The organism is Rhizobium bangladeshense, from assembly GCF_001662075.1.
GTDB classification, from domain to species: Bacteria; Pseudomonadota; Alphaproteobacteria; order Rhizobiales; family Rhizobiaceae; genus Rhizobium; species Rhizobium bangladeshense_B.
This window is the reverse complement of sequence record NZ_LYPL01000002.1, coordinates 567,554-588,244: the sequence shown is the minus strand read 5'-3', so window position 1 is coordinate 588,244 and position 20,691 is coordinate 567,554. Positions and strand designations below refer to the sequence as shown.

19 protein-coding genes and 1 riboswitch are annotated in these 20,691 nt (G+C 60.6%); of the genes, 8 read left to right on the top strand and 11 right to left on the bottom strand.

Features of this window, described 5'->3' with window-relative positions; genetic code table 11:
- Nucleotides 1-68 precede the first annotated feature (68 nt).
- A riboswitch (FMN riboswitch) is annotated at nt 69-220 on the bottom strand.
- Between the two features lie 123 nt (nt 221-343).
- The 4 genes from hupB to clpP form a co-directional block, all read right to left on the bottom strand.
- Nucleotides 344-619 carry a DNA-binding protein HupB gene (gene hupB, locus A7X77_RS06810; RefSeq protein WP_003547346.1) on the bottom strand — a complete coding sequence of 92 codons (276 nt, stop codon included), beginning with the start codon at nt 617-619 and terminating at the stop codon, nt 344-346.
- Nucleotides 620-825: 206 nt separating this feature from the next.
- Nucleotides 826-3,243, bottom strand: a complete 2,418-nt coding sequence (lon, locus tag A7X77_RS06805) for an endopeptidase La (protein WP_064682207.1) — start codon at nt 3,241-3,243, stop codon at nt 826-828.
- 397 nt (nt 3,244-3,640) lie between these two features.
- Entirely contained in the window at nt 3,641-4,918 is a 1,278-nt protein-coding gene (clpX, locus tag A7X77_RS06800; protein WP_004680013.1) for an ATP-dependent Clp protease ATP-binding subunit ClpX, read from the bottom strand.
- A 302-nt stretch (nt 4,919-5,220) separates the two neighbouring features.
- Nucleotides 5,221-5,850 carry an ATP-dependent Clp endopeptidase proteolytic subunit ClpP gene (clpP, locus tag A7X77_RS06795; RefSeq protein WP_003573944.1) on the bottom strand — a complete coding sequence of 210 codons (630 nt, stop codon included), beginning with the start codon at nt 5,848-5,850 and terminating at the stop codon, nt 5,221-5,223.
- A 463-nt stretch (nt 5,851-6,313) separates the two neighbouring features.
- On the opposite strand from clpP, the gene A7X77_RS06790 reads away from it, so the two are divergent.
- The gene (locus A7X77_RS06790) at nt 6,314-7,567 is read left to right on the top strand and encodes a GGDEF domain-containing protein (protein ID WP_064682339.1); all 1,254 of its coding nucleotides are present in this window, start codon (nt 6,314-6,316) and stop codon (nt 7,565-7,567) included.
- A gap of 248 nt (nt 7,568-7,815) precedes the next feature.
- Complete coding sequence (locus A7X77_RS06785) at nt 7,816-9,060, top strand: cytochrome P450 (RefSeq protein ID WP_064682206.1); 1,245 nt, start codon at nt 7,816-7,818, stop codon at nt 9,058-9,060.
- An 84-nt stretch (nt 9,061-9,144) separates the two neighbouring features.
- On the opposite strand, the gene A7X77_RS06780 is transcribed toward A7X77_RS06785, so the two are convergent.
- The 3 genes from A7X77_RS06780 to A7X77_RS06770 all read right to left on the bottom strand — a co-directional run bounded on the left by A7X77_RS06780 (nt 9,145) and on the right by A7X77_RS06770 (nt 12,710).
- Nucleotides 9,145-11,274 (bottom strand): bifunctional diguanylate cyclase/phosphodiesterase, encoded by a 2,130-nt coding sequence (locus tag A7X77_RS06780; RefSeq protein WP_064682338.1) that lies wholly within the window; start codon nt 11,272-11,274, stop codon nt 9,145-9,147.
- Between the two features lie 220 nt (nt 11,275-11,494).
- On the bottom strand, nt 11,495-11,845 hold the full coding sequence (locus A7X77_RS06775; RefSeq protein ID WP_064682205.1) for a cupin domain-containing protein: 351 nt from the start codon (nt 11,843-11,845) through the stop codon (nt 11,495-11,497).
- Nucleotides 11,846-12,191: 346 nt separating this feature from the next.
- Nucleotides 12,192-12,710, bottom strand: a complete 519-nt coding sequence (locus A7X77_RS06770) for a hypothetical protein (protein WP_245293713.1) — start codon at nt 12,708-12,710, stop codon at nt 12,192-12,194.
- Between the two features lie 177 nt (nt 12,711-12,887).
- Between A7X77_RS06770 and A7X77_RS06765 the strand changes: the two genes are divergently transcribed.
- Entirely contained in the window at nt 12,888-13,499 is a 612-nt protein-coding gene (locus A7X77_RS06765; protein ID WP_064682203.1) for a L,D-transpeptidase, read from the top strand.
- Between the two features lie 176 nt (nt 13,500-13,675).
- Here the strand turns inward: A7X77_RS06765 and A7X77_RS06760 are convergent, their stop codons facing one another.
- Together A7X77_RS06760 and A7X77_RS06755 are read right to left on the bottom strand one after the other, a co-directional pair.
- Complete coding sequence (locus A7X77_RS06760) at nt 13,676-14,959, bottom strand: O-acetylhomoserine aminocarboxypropyltransferase (protein ID WP_064682202.1); 1,284 nt, start codon at nt 14,957-14,959, stop codon at nt 13,676-13,678.
- 145 nt (nt 14,960-15,104) lie between these two features.
- On the bottom strand, nt 15,105-15,533 hold the full coding sequence (locus A7X77_RS06755; protein WP_064682201.1) for a CoA-binding protein: 429 nt from the start codon (nt 15,531-15,533) through the stop codon (nt 15,105-15,107).
- A gap of 118 nt (nt 15,534-15,651) precedes the next feature.
- Here A7X77_RS06755 and A7X77_RS06750 point away from each other — a divergent pair, with 118 nt between their 5' ends.
- Nucleotides 15,652-15,975 carry a hypothetical protein gene (locus A7X77_RS06750; RefSeq protein WP_064682200.1) on the top strand — a complete coding sequence of 108 codons (324 nt, stop codon included), beginning with the start codon at nt 15,652-15,654 and terminating at the stop codon, nt 15,973-15,975.
- Nucleotides 15,976-16,444: 469 nt separating this feature from the next.
- Nucleotides 16,445-17,281: an EamA family transporter gene (locus tag A7X77_RS06745; protein ID WP_064682199.1), complete on the top strand. Its 837-nt coding sequence runs from the start codon at nt 16,445-16,447 to the stop codon at nt 17,279-17,281.
- Here the strand turns inward: A7X77_RS06745 and A7X77_RS06740 are convergent, their stop codons facing one another.
- Both A7X77_RS06740 and A7X77_RS06735 read right to left on the bottom strand, forming a co-directional pair.
- Complete coding sequence (locus A7X77_RS06740; protein WP_064682198.1) at nt 17,282-18,109, bottom strand: enoyl-CoA hydratase; 828 nt, start codon at nt 18,107-18,109, stop codon at nt 17,282-17,284.
- Between the two features lie 92 nt (nt 18,110-18,201).
- Nucleotides 18,202-18,432: a DUF1127 domain-containing protein gene (locus A7X77_RS06735; protein WP_064682197.1), complete on the bottom strand. Its 231-nt coding sequence runs from the start codon at nt 18,430-18,432 to the stop codon at nt 18,202-18,204.
- Nucleotides 18,433-18,523: 91 nt separating this feature from the next.
- Here A7X77_RS06735 and A7X77_RS06730 point away from each other — a divergent pair, with 91 nt between their 5' ends.
- The 3 genes from A7X77_RS06730 (at nt 18,524) to rpsI (ending at nt 20,639) form a co-directional block, all read left to right on the top strand.
- Nucleotides 18,524-19,402, top strand: a complete 879-nt coding sequence (locus tag A7X77_RS06730; RefSeq protein WP_064682196.1) for a LysR family transcriptional regulator — start codon at nt 18,524-18,526, stop codon at nt 19,400-19,402.
- Nucleotides 19,403-19,704: 302 nt separating this feature from the next.
- A complete protein-coding gene (rplM, locus tag A7X77_RS06725) occupies nt 19,705-20,169 on the top strand; it encodes a 50S ribosomal protein L13 (protein ID WP_008521951.1) in 465 nt (154 codons plus the stop codon).
- A gap of 2 nt (nt 20,170-20,171) precedes the next feature.
- Entirely contained in the window at nt 20,172-20,639 is a 468-nt protein-coding gene (gene rpsI, locus A7X77_RS06720; protein ID WP_009995734.1) for a 30S ribosomal protein S9, read from the top strand.
- The last annotated feature ends 52 nt before the right edge of the window (nt 20,640-20,691 follow it).

The following is a 20,691-nucleotide window of genomic DNA, read 5'->3' as shown; positions in this document are numbered from 1 at the left end:
AACATAAATCAGGACGCATGAGGCGACGACACGCTGACGCCGGCAGTCCCCTGCCCGCACGCGGCCATGCTCATTCTCTTTCATCCGGACTATACCGTCGGCTCCGGAATCGCACCGGATCTGCTGACCCTTCCCGCGCGACAGCTTGGGAAAGCGCTCGCGGGCTCGGGCCGCAGCCCTTACCGCCGGTGGGGAGTTTCACCCCGCCCTGAGAACAGCTCCGTGGTAAAACAAAGTGCCGGATGCGGCAAGCGGCCAGAACAAAAAGGGGCCCGGCAAAGCCGACCCCCTCTCAAAGACCCTGCACAGCCGGTCTCGTTTACGGCTGGCGGATAATCTTTACTCAGCCGTTGACGGCGTCCTTCAGGCCCTTGCCGGGCGTGAACTTCGGCACGTTGCGAGCCGGAATGTCGACTTCAGCGCCGGTGGACGGGTTGCGGCCCTTCGATGCTGCACGATGAGAAACGGTGAAGCTGCCGAACCCTGCGAGGCGGATGTCGCCCTTGTTCTTGAGTTCAGCCTGGACAACGTCGAAAACCGCGTCGACAGCGGAAGCCGCGTCAGACTTCGTCAGTCCTGCCTTTTCGGCCACTGCGGACACGAGTTCATTCTTGTTCATGTTTCCACCCCTTTCTAAATGGTATGAAACGACTCAAATGTAAGCTAGGCGCAGAATAGGTTTCATCAGGCCCGCCGGGAACCCAGAAGCCCTGCAAATCAAGGAAAAGCAAGCGTCTCCATGACGTTTTCACAAAAAAGGCTGGCGTTTCCGCCAGCCTTTTTATGTCTTTTGCGCCAAATGGGCATAAATGTGGCAAGCGCCACTCAATGCGCTATGGTTGCGCCCGTGTCATCAAGGCCTTCGACCGACGTGATCACGGGCGTTTCCACCGTGCCATCCCACTCGATCGGCTCGGGCCGGCGGATCAGCGCGTGCTTGATCACCTCGCCCATGCGGGAGACCGGGATGATCTCCATGCTGTTCTTCACGTTGTCAGGAATCTCCGCCAAGTCCTTGGCGTTTTCTTCCGGAATCAGCACCTTCTTGATGCCGCCGCGAAGCGCTGCGAGCAGCTTTTCCTTGAGACCGCCGATCGGCAGCACACGGCCGCGAAGGGTGATTTCACCGGTCATGGCCACATGCTTGTTCACCGGGATGCCGGTCATGATCGAGACGATGGCGGTCGCCATGGCGACACCGGCCGAGGGGCCATCCTTCGGCGTGGCGCCTTCCGGCACGTGCACGTGGATGTCGTTCTTTTCGAACATCGGCGGTTCGATGCCGAAATCGACGGCGCGCGAGCGGACATAGGAGGCCGCCGCCGAGATCGATTCCTTCATGACGTCCTTCAAATTGCCGGTGACCGTCATGCGGCCCTTGCCCGGCATCATCACGCCTTCGATCGTCAGCAGCTCGCCGCCGACTTCCGTCCAGGCCAGACCGGTTACGACGCCGACCTGATCCTCGCCCTCGGCTTCGCCGTGGCGGAAGCGCGGGACGCCCAAGTAATCGGCGATGTTGGCGGCCGTCACGTGAACGGACTTCGTCTTGCCCTTGATGATCTCGGTCACCGCCTTGCGGGCGAGCTTCATCAATTCGCGTTCGAAGCTGCGGACACCGGCTTCACGGGTATACTGCTGGCTGATCGCCATCAGGGCATCGTCGCTGACCGAGAATTCCTCGGATTGCAACGCATGTTCCTTGATGGCCTTCGGCAGCAGGTGCCGCTTGGCGATCTCGCGCTTTTCATCCTCGGTGTAGCCGGCGATACGGATGATTTCCATGCGGTCCATCAGCGGCGCCGGAATGTTCAGCGTATTCGCCGTGGTGATGAACATCACGTCGGACAGATCGTATTCGACTTCCAGGTAATGGTCCATGAAGGTCGAGTTCTGCGCCGGATCGAGCACTTCGAGCAGAGCCGAGGACGGATCGCCACGATAGTCCTGGCCGAGCTTGTCAATCTCGTCGAGCAGGAAGAGCGGGTTGGACTTCTTCGCCTTCTTCATCGACTGGATGACCTTGCCGGGCATCGAGCCGATATAAGTGCGGCGGTGACCGCGGATTTCGGCTTCGTCGCGAACGCCGCCGAGCGCCATGCGGACATACTCACGGCCGGTCGCCTTGGCGATCGACTGGGCGAGCGAGGTCTTGCCGACGCCGGGAGGGCCGACGAGGCAGAGGATCGGACCCTTGATCTTGGTGGCGCGGGCCTGCACGGCGAGATATTCGACGATGCGCTCCTTGACCTTGTCGAGACCGAAGTGATCGGCTTCGAGGATCTTCTCGGCATTGTTGAGATCGGCCTTGATCTTCGACTTCTTGCCCCAGGGAATGCCGAGCAGCCAGTCCAGATAGTTGCGCACGACGGTGGCTTCCGCCGACATCGGGCTCATCTGGCGCAGCTTCTTCAGCTCCGCATCGGCCTTTTCACGGGCCTCCTTGGAGAGCTTGGTCTTGGCGATGCGCTCTTCCAGTTCGCTCATCTCGTCGCGGCCTTCCTCGCCGTCGCCGAGTTCCTTCTGGATCGCCTTCATCTGCTCATTGAGATAGTATTCGCGCTGGGTCTTCTCCATCTGGCGCTTGACGCGCGAGCGGATGCGCTTTTCGACCTGCAGCACCGAGATCTCGCCTTCCATGAAGCCGAGGGCCTTTTCCAGGCGCTGCTTGACGCTGGTCGTCTCCAGCATCTCCTGCTTCTCTGTGATCTTGATCGACAGGTGCGAGGCGACCGTATCGGCGAGCTTGGAATAGTCGTCGATCTGGCTGGCGGCGCCGACCACCTCGGGCGAAATCTTCTTGTTGAGCTTCACATAGCTCTCGAATTCGGAAACGACCGAGCGTGACAATGCTTCCAGCTCGACCGGATCGTCATGCGGTTCATCGAGCACATGGCCGAGCGCCTCATAAAAATCCTCGCGGCTGGTATAGGTGTCGATCTCGGCGCGGGCGCGGCCTTCGACCAGAACCTTGACGGTGCCGTCGGGCAGCTTGAGCAGCTGCAGCACATTGGCGACCGTGCCCACATTGTGAATTGCCGAAGGGTCCGGATCATCGTCGCTGGCATTGATCTGCGTCACCAGCATGATCTGCTTGTCGGAACCCATGACCTCTTCGAGCGCACGGATCGACTTTTCCCGTCCGACGAACAGCGGCACGATCATATGCGGGAACACCACGATGTCGCGCAAAGGCAGAACAGGGTAGGCAGTGCTGCTCGCTACAGACGTTTTCTTCGTCATTTTTTTGTCCTTTCCATCGTCCCGTTACCGGGCTCTCTGCACGGCCGCTTGGGACCGGCCGGCTCTCACTTGGCTCTACAAGTGGAGGTTCTGACTACGCTTTTCAAGCCACGCTAACGCCCGCGTTCCCCGGATGTGACAGCTTTGTTACAACGGAACGCCAACACTATGAAGCGCGTGGCTGGACCGGCGCTTACCATTTCCGGCCAGGCTCAATACAACGCCAGCAACAGGCTTACGAGATCATCCCATCATTGCCAAGCATTACCCCTGCACAACATCGGCAAAGGCAATTCCGGTCCCACCGGCAAATACTAACAGCGCCTCGGATGACTTTTCAAATAGAAAGGGGCCTGCTGATGGCAAGCCCCCAAAATAATGGTGCGAAAGTGCAAGGTCACGCCGAAGCGTTGGCCTTTTCTTCCTGACGGTCGGCATAGATATAAAGCGGACGGGCCGAACCGCGCACCACTTCCTCCGAGATGACGACCTCACGCACACCTTCCAGCGTCGGCAGTTCGAACATCGTGTCGAGCAGAATCTTCTCCATGATCGAGCGGAGGCCGCGGGCGCCGGTCTTGCGCACGATCGCCTTGCGGGCGATTTCGCGCAGGGCGTCTTCGTGGAAGGTCAGTTCGACGTCTTCCATCTCGAACAGGCGCTGGTACTGCTTGATCAAGGCGTTCTTCGGCTCGGACAGGATCTGGATCAGCGCGTCTTCGTCGAGATCCTCAAGCGTCGCCAGAACCGGCAGGCGGCCGATGAATTCGGGGATGAGGCCGAACTTGACCAGATCTTCCGGCTCGAGTTCCCGCAGGACTTCACCGACGCGGCGGTCGTCCTGGGCCTTGACGGTCGCGCCGAAGCCGATCGAGGTCTTCTCGCCACGGGCGGAGATGATCTTGTCGAGGCCGGCGAAGGCGCCGCCGCAGATGAACAGGATGTTCGTCGTGTCGACCTGCAGGAATTCCTGCTGCGGGTGCTTGCGGCCGCCCTGCGGCGGAACGGAAGCGACCGTGCCTTCCATGATCTTCAAGAGCGCCTGCTGTACGCCCTCGCCCGAGACGTCACGGGTGATCGACGGATTGTCGGATTTGCGCGAAATCTTGTCGACCTCGTCGATGTAGACGATGCCGCGCTGAGCGCGTTCGACATTGTAGTCGGCCGCCTGCAGAAGCTTCAGGATGATGTTTTCGACGTCCTCGCCGACATACCCAGCTTCCGTCAGCGTCGTCGCATCGGCCATGGTGAAGGGAACGTCGATGATGCGAGCGAGCGTCTGGGCAAGATAGGTCTTCCCGCAACCGGTCGGGCCGACGAGCATGATGTTCGACTTCGCCAGTTCGACTTCGCCGTTCTTGGAGGCGTGCGCCAGGCGCTTGTAATGGTTGTGGACGGCGACCGACAGGATCTTCTTCGCCTGCCGCTGGCCGATGACATATTCGTCGAGGACCTTGATGATGTCCTGGGGCGTCGGAACGCCGTCGCGGGACTTGACCATCGAGGACTTGTTTTCCTCGCGGATGATGTCCATGCACAATTCGACGCATTCATCGCAGATGAAGACGGTCGGTCCGGCAATCAGTTTCCGGACTTCGTGCTGGCTCTTTCCGCAGAACGAACAATAGAGGGTGTTCTTGGAGTCGCCGCCGTTGCTGCCGCTGACCTTGCTCATATCTTTTTCCTTCCAGCACGCCGCATTTCAAGGCGAAATCGCGGTCCACTCTATCAGCTCCTGGCGGCACTCCGTTTCCGGAGCCTTTGCCGAGAAGGGCTTCAGGGGCTACGAACCGGTTCCAGTCAACCATGTCCAGGTTCCGGCGGCAACGAATCCCCTTCGAATGCCAAATGCTATGTCACAAAAATTCAACATAGCATTAATAGTTACTATTAGTGTCTTCACCGCCGGATGAAAGCCCTTGTTCGATCACAAATGAGATAGAACTGTGGCGGCAAAAACACCATCCCAATTAATTACTAGGCCTGCTCGCCTTCCATCTCGAGGCGCGACGTCAGAACCTTGTCGATCACGCCCCAGCCTTGGGCCTCGTCCGCATCCATGAAATGGTCACGATCGAGGGTCTTTTCAACTTCCTCGTAGGTGCGGCCGGTGTGCTTGACGTAGACTTCGTTGAGGCGGCGCTTCATCTTGAGGATGTCGCGGGCGTGGCGCTCGATATCCGAGGCCTGGCCCTGGAAGCCGCCCGAGGGCTGGTGCACCATGATGCGGGAGTTCGGCGTGGCGAAGCGCATGTCCTTGTGGCCAGCGGCCAGCAGCAGCGAGCCCATGGACGCGGCCTGGCCGATGCAAAGCGTCGAAACTGCCGGTTTGATGAACTGCATCGTATCGTAGATCGCCATGCCGGCGGTGACGACGCCACCGGGCGAATTGATGTAAAGGGCGATTTCCTTCTTCGGGTTTTCGGCCTCGAGGAAGAGCAGCTGGGCGCAGACGAGCGTCGCCATGTGATCCTCGACGGCGCCGGTCAGGAAGATGATGCGTTCCTTCAACAGGCGGGAATAGATGTCGTAGGAGCGTTCACCGCGATTGGTCTGTTCCACGACCATCGGCACGAGGGCCATTGCGGTATCAACTGGGTTTCTCATGTGCGTCCTTTGTCAACGTCATGCCGGCGGCCGCCGGGAATCAAAGAAAATGCCATATCCCTACATAGAGTGTCCCGGCCCTCCTCTTCAAGACACGCATGAGGATAACGTTAAGAAGGCGGGGCACGACGGCTTCAGCTCCTCTTTGATGCATGTCGTCATCCCGGAACCGCTGCACACTTCCGAGCGACATGCATCGAGCTTCGGCGCCGGCGGCCTCTTTCCTGTAAATGGCCGATGACCGCGAGCCCCTCGCGGCATCTCCCCCGGCTTTTCTCGATGACAGGATGAAGGAAAGCTTACTCCATCCGGCAGCGCTCACGTACGTTTACCCAACGGAAAGCCTACCGCCAGATACCGGCCGAAAATCATGCCGCACCGCAACAGCATTAAGGAACTGGCGAGCTTCCTCAGCAAGAATGCGGCCCAACAGACAAGGTCGACGGGCAAGGGGTTTGCTGCCGTGTTCAATATCGCTACAGGTCTCGCCATCTGGTGTTCGGAGGCCATGACGCTCGCTCTGGTGCTTTTCGTCGCCTGGCGCCACAACGTCAGGAACGAGGCCTACCTCTATTGGGGCCTCGGCTTTCTTCTGACCGGCATCGGCTTTGCGATGATCGCGCTGCGCGGCCAAGTCCCCAGCCTGGTGTCCGTCGAGATCGGCAATGCCATCGCGCTGCTCGGACAGAGCGCCTGGGTGGCGGGTTTTCTCGCGCTCGACCGCAAGAAGATCGAATGGTGGGCGCTGCTGCCGCCGGCAATCTGGCTGGCCGGGGTGTTCCTACCCTGGGTCAACACCGACTATTCAAACCGCGTCGTGCTCTACAATCTCGCTTCGGCGACCGGCGCCACGGCCCTCGCCATGGCGGTCGCCGCCGGCGACATGCGCCGCGAGCGCACCCGCATCAAGCTGATGGGCGTGTTCGTCGTGCAGGGCTGCCTGTGCTTCGGCTCGGCGCTGACGATGGCGGTAACGCTGCCCAGCGATATCGACGCGACCAATCTCGGCGGCGTCTCGGCGATGGCGAGCGCCTTCCTGCTCACGATCGCATTCGCGCTGACCTGCCGGCTGGTCATGGAACGCTCCGAACGGCATCTGCGGGCAATGACACTGACCGATTCACTGACGGGCGTGCTCAACCGCCGCGGCCTGCTCGGCTATTTCGAGGCCATCCAGGAAAGAGCCCACAGCGAGCAGCGGCAGGTCGCGGTGATCCTATTCGACCTGGATCATTTCAAGCGCGTCAACGATCGCTTCGGCCATCAGGCCGGCGACGCCGTGCTCACCGCCTTCGCGCGCATGGCGCGGCAGTATATTCCAAACCACATCTTCGGCCGCATGGGCGGCGAGGAATTCGCCGCCTTTGCCGCCGTTTCGGATCAGATGGAAGCCGAGGCGATCGCCGAAGCGATCCGCACCGAATTCTGCCGCCTTCCCGTCAGCACCGGCGAAGCGATCGTTCCGGTCACCGTCAGCATCGGCATTGCGCTCGCCGCCTCGATCGAAGCCAATATCGACAAGCTGATCTCGGCCGCCGACCGGGCGCTCTATGCGGCCAAGGCCGCCGGCCGCAACTGCACGGTCACCTTCGGCGAAGCGGAAGCGGCGGCCCCGGCGCCGGCCACGCCGAGCCCGACGGCCGGCGAACTCGTGCCGACGATCGATGATCAGGTCGAGGCGCTGCGACGCATGGGCACGCTGTCGCGGGCCGGCTAAAGCGCGTCGCATCAAATTTGATCCGTGCGACACGTTTTAGCTCTTTGTTTTTATGCATGTCGTTGTCCCGGAACCGCTGCACACTCCGGGCGACGTGCATTAGCCGCAGCGTGAAAATAGAATCAATCCCCAGGTTTAGGCAACGATCTTAAAGTCGTCGGCGCCTCCGGTCGGGCATGTCTTGCTTCCGGCCGGCTCTCCTCATCCGCATCTTTTCGAGGCCCGGCAAATCCGCTAAGCCTCGGGGCATGACGATACCGCCCTTTCTCTCGATCGACCCTGCCCTGCGCCATGTTTCGCTGGACGCCCGCAACCCGGCCTTCTATGGCAATCCGAATGCCGTCTATGCCGCGCTTCACGCCCATTGTCCGACCTTCTACTGGGCGGAGCAGAAACAGTGGTTCTTCACCGGCTACGACCATGTGAACGCGCTGTTGCGCGACCGCCGCTTCGGCCGGCAGATCCTGCATATCGCCAGCCGCGAGGAGTTCGGCCTTGGCGAGCCGATGCCGCATCTTGCGAATTTCGATCTCTCGGAACGGTATTCCCTGCTCGAACTCGAACCGCCGGAGCACACGCGGCTACGCACCCTCGTCAACCGCGCCTTCGTCTCCCGCCATGTCGAGAAGATGAAGCCGGAGCTTGCCGAACTCGCCAACCGGCTGATCGACGGCTTCGCCGACAAGCGCGAGGTCGAACTGCTCTCGGCCTTTGCCGATATCATCCCGGTGACGATGATCGCCCGCATGATCGGCATTCCCGAGGAGATGGGGCCGCAGCTGCTCGCCTGGTCGCACGCCTATGTCCGCATGTACATGTTCGGCCGCACGCGCGCCCAGGAAGACCAGGCCGAACGGGCGGCGAAGGAATTTTCCGACTATGTCAGGACCGTGATCGCCGAGCGCCGCGCCGCGCCGCGCGACGACCTGCTCACCCATATGATCCATACCGAGCACAAGGGCCAGTATCTCACCGAGGAGGAGCTGATCTCGACGACGATCGTGCTGCTCAATGCCGGGCATGAGGCGACCGTGCACCAGATCGGCAATTCGGTGCGCACGATCCTCGACAGCGGCTCGCATCCGGCGGAACTCTTCCGCGACGAGGCGACGACAGAGCGCACGGTCGAGGAGACGCTACGCATCTGCGCGCCGGTCCACATCTTTCAGCGCTGGGCGCTGGAGCCTGCCGAAATCGACGGTGTCTCCTTCAAGCGCGGCGACAAGGTAAGTCTCATCCTCGCCGCCGCCAATCTCGACCCGGCGAAATTCACCGATCCGCTGAGCTTCCGGCCCGGCCGCAGCGAGGCGCCCAACCTTTCCTTCGGCGCCGGCATCCATTTCTGCATCGGCGCGCCGCTGGCGCGGCTGGAGCTCAACGTCGTGCTGCCGATCCTGTTCGAGCGGCTTGCCGGCCTTCGGCTGGCGAAGACACCCGTGGTCAAGGACGTCTACCATTTCCACGGACTGGAGCGGCTGGATTTGCACTGGTGATCCCGAGGCTTGACCCTCGGCGGCTGGAGGATCCGTGCGGCGTACCGGCTGAATCCAACGCGCTAAACACTCTTGCAAGACATGTTAGGCGGCGGCCTCTTCCTGCAACTTGCCGGTGATGTCGCGGGCCGACATGGGTTTTCCCATCAGATAGCCTTGTAGCTGATCACAGCCGGCGTCCCGCAGGATCGCCGCCTGGCGCGAATTCTCGATGCCTTCGGCGGTGACGGGGATCTGCAGGGCGGTCGCCAGAGAGATGGTCGCCCGAAGAACATCGGCGCCCTTTGCGCCTTCGTCGAGCGCCGAGACCAGCGAGCGGTCGATCTTCATGCGATCGAAGCCGAATTGCCGCAATGCGCCGATGCTGGCGTAGCCGCAGCCGAAGTCGTCGAGCGCGAACTTGATGCCGACGCGCTTGAGCTGGTCGATCGAGCGCCGGGCCTGATCCGGATTTGTCATCAGGACGCCTTCGGTGATCTCCAATGTCAGGCGCTTCGGGTCGAAATCGAGCTCCTGCAGGATCGAGATCACTTCGGCCGCAAATTCCGGATTGCACAGCTGGACCGGCGAGACATTCACCGACAATGCCAGATCGGGCCAGGTCTTGGCATGCGCGACCGATGTTCTGAGCATGTGAACGCCGAGCGCATCGATGAGACCGCATCTTTCGGCAAGGGGGATGAAGACCTCCGGACTGACGTTGCCTGCGGCCGTTCGCCAACGCGCCAGGGCTTCAATACCGGTCACCGTGCCGGTCGAGGCAGAGACAAGAGGCTGGAAGACAGCTTCGATGGCGCCGGAGCCGATGGCGCTCTTCAGCAGAGCCTCCAGTTCGGCGACCCGCTGGCGCTCCTGGTCCAGTTCGGGATCGTATTCGATCGCCTGGCCTCTGCCATTTGCCTTGGCGCGATAAAGCGCCATGTCCGCTCTGCGCAGCAGCTCCAAGGGCTCGATGTCGCCGTCGCGCGTGGCAGCTCCGATGCTGGCTCCGACTTCGATTGTCCGCCCGCCGATTTTGAAGGGCTCGGCAAACAGCGCCAGAATAGCCTTTTCCATATCGTCGCATGTGGCAGGGCCTACCTGCACAAGCGCGAATTCGTCGCCCCCCAGCCGGGCTGCCGCGACGACTTCGGGATGGCAGGCCGTCAGCGCGTTCGAAACCAGCCGGATCAGATCGTCCCCGACAGCATGCCCCCAGGCATCGTTGACGGCCTTGAAGCCATCAAGGTCGACCAGATAGAGCCGGGGCGGCGAAGCAGCTGTATCATCGAGCTCTTCGAGCAGGCTGAGAAGTCCCTGTCTATTCAACAGGCCGCTCAGACTATCGTGGCCGGCTTCGTAAAGCGCGGCCTGCGCCAGCTGGCGCAGGCGCCGCGCCTCTGACGCGCCGACCATCAGAACAGCGACAAGGAACAGCGCAAGAATGACGATGGCGGCCGCGATATAGGGCGTCACCTGATGAAACACGGTGCTTCCCGGTGCTTTGCTCGGCCAGACGAGATAGCCGATGACCGCGCCCTTCATGTCGGTGATCGGTGTGTTCAGGAGCTCCGGCTTGGGCGTCGCCTCGAGCCGCAGGCCCTCGAGTTCATGTTCGTTCGACAGAGTGTCCAGCACTTCCGAGGTGAATTCCTTGTAAAAGCTCAGCGTGCTGAATTCCGTCGCGTCGGCGGCGTCGTCGAAAGGTTGGATTGCCTGCGATGCGAGCAGCGCGATGCCGTTTTCGGTCTTAACGAAATTCACCAAGGGCGCGCGCGCCGGATCGGCCGCCACTTTGGCCTGCCGATAAAAGGCTTCGCCGAAAAACACGCCCGGCTGGAAGGGCTTGCCCTTGGCATAGGCGGAAACGATCGAAGTCCGGTCCGGGCCAATCACGACGGCGCCGTCATAGAGCGCATAATCCTCGCTGGTCTTTCCCCAGTTCTCATAGGCCCAATCGGCGCCGCCCGGAGCCGCGACCGCACGATAGGCATCATCCCAGATGGCATTATCCGTCGTTGTCGCGCCGAGACGGGCGACAAAGGCGGCAATTGCGGCGCGAGCGGCGCGGCTGGCCCGGGCATCATCGATCTCGTTGGCCGAGCGGGTCATGGTCGTGACGACATGCGCCACGAGGCCGGTCAACAGGAGCGCTACAATAAGGAAACAGATCGTTGTCGCGATGATGGAAGAGGTTTGGGTGCGAACGTGCCTACCTGCAAGAGTCGACGACATGCAAATTCCGGGATTGATCGATTGCAAGACCATGTCTGTGAAGACAGCAGGAGACATCATGTCCGCAATGCGCTGCAGACGTGGTTTAGCATTTGACGATGTAGGTACAATTAACGAGACTGATCAAAACCCGTTCTATCTTGGAAAATGGCACGCTTTCACTCTTGTCTTTATGCATGTCGCTATCTAGGAACCGCTGCACGCTTCCACGCGACATGCATCAAAGCCTGATCACATAATCCTTGCGAGTCGTTTCAACGACTTCCCAGGTTCCCTTGAAGCCGGGTCTCAAGATCATCCGGTCGCCCGCCTTCAGATGAACCGGCTCGCCGCCGTCCTCGGTCACGATCGAATGGCCGGACAGCAGGCTGAAATATTCCCATTCCTCGTAAACGATCCGCCACTTGCCGGGCGTCGCCTCCCAGATCCCGGAATAGAGGCCGCCTTCGGCCTCCTCCAGGTTCCAGGTCCGGAACTGCGGATCGCCTGAGATAATCCGGCCGGGTTCGGGCGCGCCGAACTCGGGGGCGACGCCATCGATGCCGAAGGTGATGAAATTGCTCACAGTCATCCTGAATCTCTTCGATTTCAGCGTTCTTCGCAGCATACGTTTGTATGAGGCATGCTTTTAATCATTGGTTTGTCCATGCGCTTTCGCAGCATACGTTCAATATCTTCGAAGCATACCGTTGCTCCTTTCCGGGGCTTTCGCAGCTGGAGGGGAGAGTATCACGTCAAAGTCGTGGGCGCAGCCGCGGCGATCCGGAAGCCATGTCAGGGCGCATGCCGATGCGCAAACATTCGGCATCATTGCAATCGTAACAATGAAATCAAAAGGGCGTGCCAAGCGCTACCGTGGCTGAGGATCGGCTTGCCTCTCCTGCGAGGCTGTCGGAGCAACAGCGCTTACGTTTCAGTCATAGATCGTCAAATCGAATCAAAACCTCGACAGCCTGTTCGTACTGCTTGCGCTCGAACTCAAACGGGCCAAAGCTCGCATAATTCCGGCTTGGCCGATGCGGCTGGCTGAACCCATCCGATATCACCTTGTCCTGGTGCAGGCGAACGTGGGCGATTAAGGGCCAACATCCAACCTCACCACATTCACACGACAAGAGATAAATTTCCCCCCGCTCATCGCCCGTCACGGGTGCTTCCTGACCAAGGAAATAGCTCGGCAGGGGACCGAAGCGGTAGAATGAGGGTATGAGCCCCCCATAGCCACCAGCGGGATCACGGTAGCCAGCGGCTTCTTCGAAAGCAGCCACAAGCCGATCTAATCGCACGCCATCCACGCACGGAAGAACGGCCACCGCGTCTTCGTCCATATTTTCAAACTTGAAGCTGAGAACGTTCGTAATGCACCACGCATAGAACCAGCAAGCACTCGTGGTCAATTTCACATCATCAGCTTTTCGCTTGAATTTGGCGTTCACCATTCAGGGCCGAACGGGCCGCTGATGTTATAACAAACCTGTTCATCCTGCGACGGTCGACCTGCAAGGTGTCTGGGGCGATCCCGTCCAGGGGACCTTGTATGGGTCAACGGTGCGCCATAGTGATGCCATAGAGTTGGGACCAATACGGCTTGTATAACAGGCGGATGGCGAAAAATGAGATTGCTGGCTCTTCTTGCTGTGGCCGTTTTGCTAACGGTGGTTCAAGCCAAAGCCCAGGTTTATGAACCGTATGATGGATACGACGAATACGGGGGCTACGACTATGATGATCCCTACAGCCCGTATCCACCTCCGCCTTATTACGACCCTGCCCCTCGCTATCAGGAACCCCTGTATAATCGCAGGGGACCCTCGACGCGAAGTGCTAAGGGAAACATCGTAATCGCCACAGGTGAGCACACTCTTATTTACACGACAGCAAGCGGAGAGCAGTTCGCTTACCCCATTGCCGTCGGTCGCGAAGGCAAACAATGGTACGGATCAACCCGGGTGGTATCCAAGCGAATGCATCCCGAATGGCGGCCAACGGCGAGCATGCGGCAGAAGAATCCGAGGCTTCCAGCGGTCGTGAAGGCTGGTCCTGCCAATCCGCTTGGAACCCGCGCAATTTACCTGGCCGACGGGCTGCTGCGCATACACGGAACCAATGACCCGTCCTCAATCGGAACCAATGCTTCGAGCGGTTGTTTTCGCATGTACCGCGAAGATGTCGAGGAACTTTACGAAATGGTCCAGCCGGGGACCCGAGTGATCGTCCAGCGGTAATCGGGGTGCGGTCGCAGCCCGAGAGATAGTTCGCCGGCCGAGTTTGAGCGTTTTGGAGCGAGCCTTCCAGAACCAATATCCGGGGTGTCCGAGGCAACGACCCATATTGTGCAGCAAGCTGCTGCACAATATGGCCACGCGTCGAGGGGGCTACGGCGTTTTGATTACACGGTGTTTCAGATCTTCGAGAGCGCCTGTTCGAGATCGGCGATGATGTCCTCGACGTCCTCGATGCCGATCGAAAGGCGCACCACGTCGGGGCCGGCGCCGGCGGCGGTCTTCTGTTCGTCGCTCAGCTGCCGGTGCGTCGTCGAGGCAGGATGGATGACGAGCGAGCGGGTGTCGCCGATATTGGCAAGGTGGGAGAAGAGCTCAAGGCCCTCGACCAGCGTTTTGCCCGCCTCATAACCGCCCTTGACGCCGAAGGTGAAGACGGAGCCGGCGCCCCTCGGTGAATAGCGCTGCTGCAGGGGGTGGTTCGGGTCGTCTTCGAGGCCGGCATAATTCACCCAGGCGATCTTGCTGTGCGCCTTCAGCCACCTCGCCACGGCGATCGCATTGTCGCTGTGGCGCTGCATCCTCAGCGGCAGTGTTTCGATTCCGGTCAGAATCAGAAAGGCATTGAAGGGCGAGATCGCCGGCCCGAGGTCGCGCAGGCCGAGAACGCGGGCGGCGATCGCAAAAGCAAAATTGCCGAAGGTCGCGTGCAGGACCATGCCGTTATATTCCGGCCGCGGGCTCGACAGCATCGGGTAGTTTCCGGATTTCGACCAGTCGAACGTGCCACCGTCGACGATGAGGCCACCCATGGAATTGCCGTGGCCGCCGAGAAACTTGGTCAGCGAATGCACGACGATATCGGCGCCGTGTTCGATCGAACGGATGAGATAGGGGGTTGCCATCGTATTGTCGACGATGAGCGGCAGGCCATGGCGATGCGCGACCTCGGCGATCGCGGCGATATCGACGAAGGTGCCGCCGGGATTGGCGAGGCTCTCGATGAAGATGCCGCGTGTCTTCTTGTCGATCTGGCTTTCGAAGCTTGCCGGATCGGCGCAATCGGCCCAGCGCACCTGCCAGCCGAAGTTCTCGAAGGCATGGCCGAACTGGTTGATCGAGCCGCCGTAGAGCCTGCGGGCGGCGATAAAATTCTCGCCGGGGCGCATGATGGTGTGGAAGACGATCATTTGTGCGGCATGGCCGGAGGCGACGGCAAGGGCCGCCGTGCCGCCCTCGAGCGCTGCGACGCGCTCCTCCAGCACGGCCTGCGTCGGGTTCATGATGCGGGTGTAGATATTGCCGAAAGCCTGCAGGCCGAAGAGCGCGGCGGCATGATCGGAATCGTTGAAGACGTAGGCGGTCGTCTGGTAGATCGGCGTCACCCGCGCGCCGGTCGCCGGGTCGGGCTGCGCGCCGGCATGGATCGCCAACGTGTTGAATCCCGGATCATTCTTGGCCATGTCGTCCTCCCGTTGTTGCTGACGGCCGGGATCATAGCCTCTCCCGGAGGAAAGTTAATCGCGATCCGTTTCAACCCGCGGGCGTTCGGTGGAAAATCCGTCTCTGCAGAGCGCAGCTCAAGCAATGAGATCGGGTGCAATGAGATCAGGCAATGAGCCGGGGATACTCGATCGCCGGGCAGCGGTTCATCACCACCTTGATGCCGGCGGCCTCCGCCTTTGCCGCAGCCGCATCGTCGCGGACGCCGAGCTGCGCCCAGATGATCTTCGGCAAAGGCTTCAGCGCTAAGGCCTCCTCGACGACGCCGTCCAGATATTCGGCAGCGCGAAAGACGTCGACCATGTCGATCGGCACCGGAATGTCGGCGAGCCGGGCAAAGACGGTGCGGCCGTGGATCTGTTTACCCGCCTGCCCCGGGTTGACCGGAATGACCTCATAGCCGCGCGACAGCAGATAACCCATGACGCCGTTGCTCGGCCGCGCCGGATTGGGCGAAGCGCCGGTCAGGGCGATGGTCTTCACCGACTGCAGAATGCCGGCGAGGAAATCATCGGTGTAGCTGTCGTGATTCATGTCCGCTTCTCCACTTGCGAAAGTCTTTCGCCACGGCGCGCGTAATTTTGCTTTTGCGTGAAACCAGGTGCGCGCCTATCCCGTATATATGAATTGGACACTCTCTGAGGATGATTCGATGAAAAAAATCGCTCTTGCCCTCATGCTCGTGCTCGCCGCATCGCCGGCGCTGGCGATCTCGCGCTACAATCCGCTCACCATGAGCTGCGACAGCGTGCGCGCCGCCATCCACAATCAGGGCGCCGTCATTTTCCGCTATCAGTCATCCCGCGGTCTGCCCCTCTATGATCGCTACGTCCGCAACAGCAATTATTGCGACGCGACCGACTATGCGGAGTGGACGCACATTCCCTCGAAAGACAACCCCCGGTGCCCCGTTCTGAACTGCCAGAACATAGACAACCTTGACGGGATGCTATTCGTTCCGCGTTATCAGCTCTGAGGTTTTTGCTGCCGTGACTGTCGCAACGCCCTACGCCCTTCGCGTTTGGGAATGTCCGCCGCCTCAATCCCGCGATGCGATTTTCCTGAGAATATGCAATCACCAGCTTTATTTTTCGCGTATGTCAAAGTTATAGAATAATATCTGTATTTCAGCAACATAGAAAGATCCACGCGGGAATTCCTCCTAGCATCTTCTTCTTTCGTTCCTTGTAAAATCACCCTATGTTCTGGTGTCCATTAGCAGCATCTCATAGTTGAGAAGATCGTCTGGATTGAACGCATATCGAGCGCACGTAAAAATTGCCGGCTGAACCCGCCATTGTTGGGATATTGGAAGGGTGATATTGCAGACAGCAAGACATCCGCGACCGCGGCAACGCATTTTCGTGCAAATCGCAGTTGTCTAACCAGAAGTTTGCCCCGTCGGGGCGAAGCGCTTGTCTTTCCCCGTAGTCCAGGATTTATCCTTGCCCCTCGACGTCATCCTGCTCGTTCTGTTCGGTGCATTGCTGCATGCGACATGGAACGCGATCGTCAAAGCGGGGAGCGATAAATCCCTTGATGCGGCGCTGATTTCGGCCGGCGGCGCGGTATCGGCCTTGCCGTTTCTGGCATTTCTGCCATTGCCGCAAAATGCTGCCTGGCCGTTTATCGGCGCGTCGGCCATCCTGCAGTTCGCCTATTTCCAGCTGGTTGCCGCCGCCTACCGGGCCGGCGATATCGGCCTGGTCTATCCGCTGATGCGTGGCTGCGCACCGTTGCTGATCGCCGCGACAAGCGGTGTCGTCCTCAAGGAAGACCTTTCCGGCGCCGCGCTCGCCGGCATCATGACGATCTCAGCCGGCGTCCTGACGCTCGCTCTGGAGGCGCGTCGCGGCAGCGGCAGCGCCGTCTTCCTCTCCATTGCCAATGCCTTTGTCATTGCCAGCTACACTTATGTCGACGGCATCGGCGCCCGCCTTTCAGGCAACGCGGTTTCCTATGCGTTGTGGATGTCGCTGCTGCCGCCCATACTGCTGTTTGCCTGGGCGGCGTCCCGGCGCGGCAGCCTGACAGTGGCACGCCACGTTCGCCGCAACTGGTGGCGCGGCCTTATCGGCGGCGCGGGTTCGATTGCATCTTACGGACTGGCGCTCTGGGCGATGACGAAGGCTCCGGTCGCGACCGTTGCCGCGTTGCGGGAAACCGCGATCGTCTTCGCACTGGTGATCTCGGTCGCCGTGTTCAAGGAAAAAGCCGGAATCTGGCGCTACGCCGCCGGCGTCGTCATCGCGGCCGGCGTGCTGGTTCTGAAGCTGGCGTGATCATTCGCCCTTCCACTCCGGCTTGCGCTTGCCGAGAAAGGCGCCGATGCCCTCCTGCGCATCCTGCGTCAGCATGGTCTCCACCATCACCTTGGCGGCATAGTCATAGGCTGCCTCCACCGGCAGCTCGAGCTGCCGATAAAATGCTTGCTTGCCGATTTTCAGGATCAATGGCGATTTGCCGGCGATCACGGCCGCATATTTGGAAACGACCTGCGCCAGATACTGCTTCGGCACGATGCGGTTGACGAGGCCGAAATCCTTGGCAGTCGAAGCGTCGATCGTCTCGCCGGTCAGCAGCATCTCCATCGCCTGTTTGCGGTGGGCGGCACGGGTAACCGCCACCATCGGCGTCGAACAGAACAGGCCGATATTGACGCCCGGCGTGCAGAACGTCGACGTGTCCGTGCAGATCGCCAGATCACAGGAGGCAACGAGCTGACAGCCGGCAGCCGTTGCAAGCCCGTCCACCTCGGCGATAACAGGTTTTGGCAGATGCGCGATCTTCAGCATCAGATCGGCGCAGAGCCGGAAGCTTTTCTCGAAGAACGCAGCGCCCCGATCTTCGTCGATGCGATGGGCCGTGAGTTCCTTGAGGTCATGGCCGGCGGAAAAGACGGAGCCGGTCGAGGCGATGACGACGACGCGCACATCCAAATCCGCCTCCGCCTTTTCGAGCTCGGCCAACAGCGCCTCGAGAAGCGCATTCGAAAGCGCATTGGCCGGAGGATCGTTGAGCACGAGCCGCAGCACGCCGTCGCGTAGCGAGCGGAGCAACAATCCGTCCACCCTGTCCGCGTCCTTTCGAAAGGATACGATTTCGGCCATGATGCTGCTCCCTGCGCTCGATTTCCACACACCTGTTCTGCCACAAGGCGCCGGCAATTTCGAGCAGGATCCGCCCTCCGGCTGCGGCGTGGTCAAAACCAGAACCACGATTTCGATGTCTCGGCCGTCGCCTGCGCACGGGTCAGACCGATATCGCGAAGCTCATCATCGGTGAGGTCCGAAAGCTTGCGGCGGCTGCGTCGCTTTTCGAGCCGAACCTCGATGGCCGCCCGCAGCCACCGGCCCCGGCGCGCCGTCTCGCGAAGCTTCAACCGAAGGGCGTTGCGCGGTGTCGCTAATAGCTCGCCGAATTCCAAGGTCATCTTTTGTCCTTTCTCAACGGAGAAAAGATGCGCTGGAAGACCCTCCGAAAGAAGCTTATGGATATTATGATATGCATAAGGAATTCTTTGGATGCCGCTCAATCTCGATCAGCTCGCGACCTTCGTCAACGTCGCCGATCTTGGAAGCTTTACGGCCGCCGCCGACAAGGAGGGCGTAACACAACCGGCAGTCAGCCTGCAGATCAAAGGCCTCGAAAAGCGGCTCGGCGTCAGGCTGATCGAGCGCGTCGGGCGGCGGGCGCAACCGACGGCGGCCGGCCTCGACCTGCTTTCGCACGCGAGGCGTCTGCTGCAGGAAGCGGCCGCGGCGGAAGAAGCAATGATGCCCCACAGGGACGGCGCCAGCGGTCGGGTGCGCATCGGCAGCGGCGGCACGGCCTCGATCCATCTGCTGCCACGCGCCATCGCCGCCGCGAGGAAATCCATGCCCGGCCTCGAAATCACCGTCCATATCGGCAATGCCGACGATATTCTGCGCGATCTGGAGGCCAACAGCCTAGACATCGCCGTCGTGGCCTTGCCGGCATCGGGACGAAACTTCGAGATCGAACCGTTTTACGAGGAGGAATTGCTGGCTGTCGCGCCCGCAGGCAGCCTGTTGCCCGACTGCGGACCGGACGCCGCCTTCATGCGCGACAGGACGCTGCTGCTTTACGAGGGCGGCAATACCAGAAGGGCAATCGACGCGTGGCTCGCCGCCCCCGATGGCAGAACCCATCCCGCAATGGAATTCGGCAGCGTCGAGGCGATCAAGGAACTGGTGGCCGTCGGGCTCGGATGGTCGATCCTGCCGGGGCTGGCGCTCAAGCGCGGCCGTGCCGGCCTGGTGACGACGTCATCGCTGAAGCCGAAGCTCATACGCCGGCTCGGCATGGTGCTGCGCCGGGACAAACATCTGACACGCGGCCTTCGCGAAATGATGAAATGTCTGCGCGAGTGCAAGGATTAACACCGCTTCGGCCTCACAAGTCCGGACGCGGCGTGGGAAAAAACCTTCAATATCGCAGTTTCCCGCTCCACTAATTTGAGGCAACATAATACCACATTGTTAAATTACTGTTTTTGCTTATGTTTCTTTTGACATTGCCGGACATGTCGATATTGACCCGATGACACATTCCCTTTATACACCGCGCCAGAACGCAGCCTTCCCGGCTGCTTTCTTTTTGGCACGCCTTGCGCCTGCCAATTCAAGCAACAAGAAACGCCCTTCCAGCCTTCGGGCAAGGGTCCCAAAAGAGAGTATTCACTATGGCTACCTTCTCCCAGAAGCCTGCAGAGGTGGAGAAGAAGTGGGTGATCATCGACGCCGAAGGGCTGGTCGTTGGCCGTCTCGCTTCCATCATCGCTATGCGCCTGCGCGGCAAGCACAAGGCAACCTTCACGCCCCACGTTGACGACGGCGACAACGTCATCGTCATCAATGCCGACAAGGTCGTTTTCACCGGCAAGAAGTATTCCGACAAGGTCTACTACTGGCACACCGGTTACGCCGGCGGCATCAAGGAACGCACCGCGCGCCAGATCATCGAAGGCCGCTTCCCGGAGCGCGTCCTCGAAAAGGCCGTCGAGCGCATGGTTCCGCGCGGTCCGCTCGGCCGTCGCCAGATGAAGAACCTGCGCGTCTACGCCGGCGCCAACCATCCACATGAAGCCCAGCAGCCGGTCGCCCTCGACGTTGCCGCGCTCAACAAAAAGAACGTAAGGAGCGCCTGATCATGGCTGACCTCTCCTCCCTGAAGGATCTCGGCACGGCTTCCGAAGCTGCTGCTCCGGCCCACGTCCGCAAGGTCGATTCGCTCGGCCGCTCCTACGCGACCGGCAAGCGCAAGAACGCCGTCGCCCGCGTCTGGGTCAAGCCGGGCTCCGGCAAGATCATCGTCAACGGCAAGGAATTCGCGGAATATTTCGCCCGCCCGGTGCTGCAGATGATCCTGCGTCAGCCGATCGTTGCGGCTGCCCGTGACGGCCAGTTCGACATCGTCGCAACCGTTGCCGGCGGCGGCCTCTCCGGCCAGGCCGGTGCCGTTCGCCACGGCCTGTCCAAGGCGCTGACCTACTTCGAACCGGGCCTGCGCTCGGTGCTGAAGAAGGGCGGCTTCCTGACCCGCGACAGCCGCGTCGTCGAACGCAAGAAGTACGGCAAGGCAAAGGCCCGCCGCTCCTTCCAGTTCTCGAAGCGCTAGTCGTTTCGAACAAATGGATTTTACGAAGGCCGGGGAAACCCGGCCTTTTTGT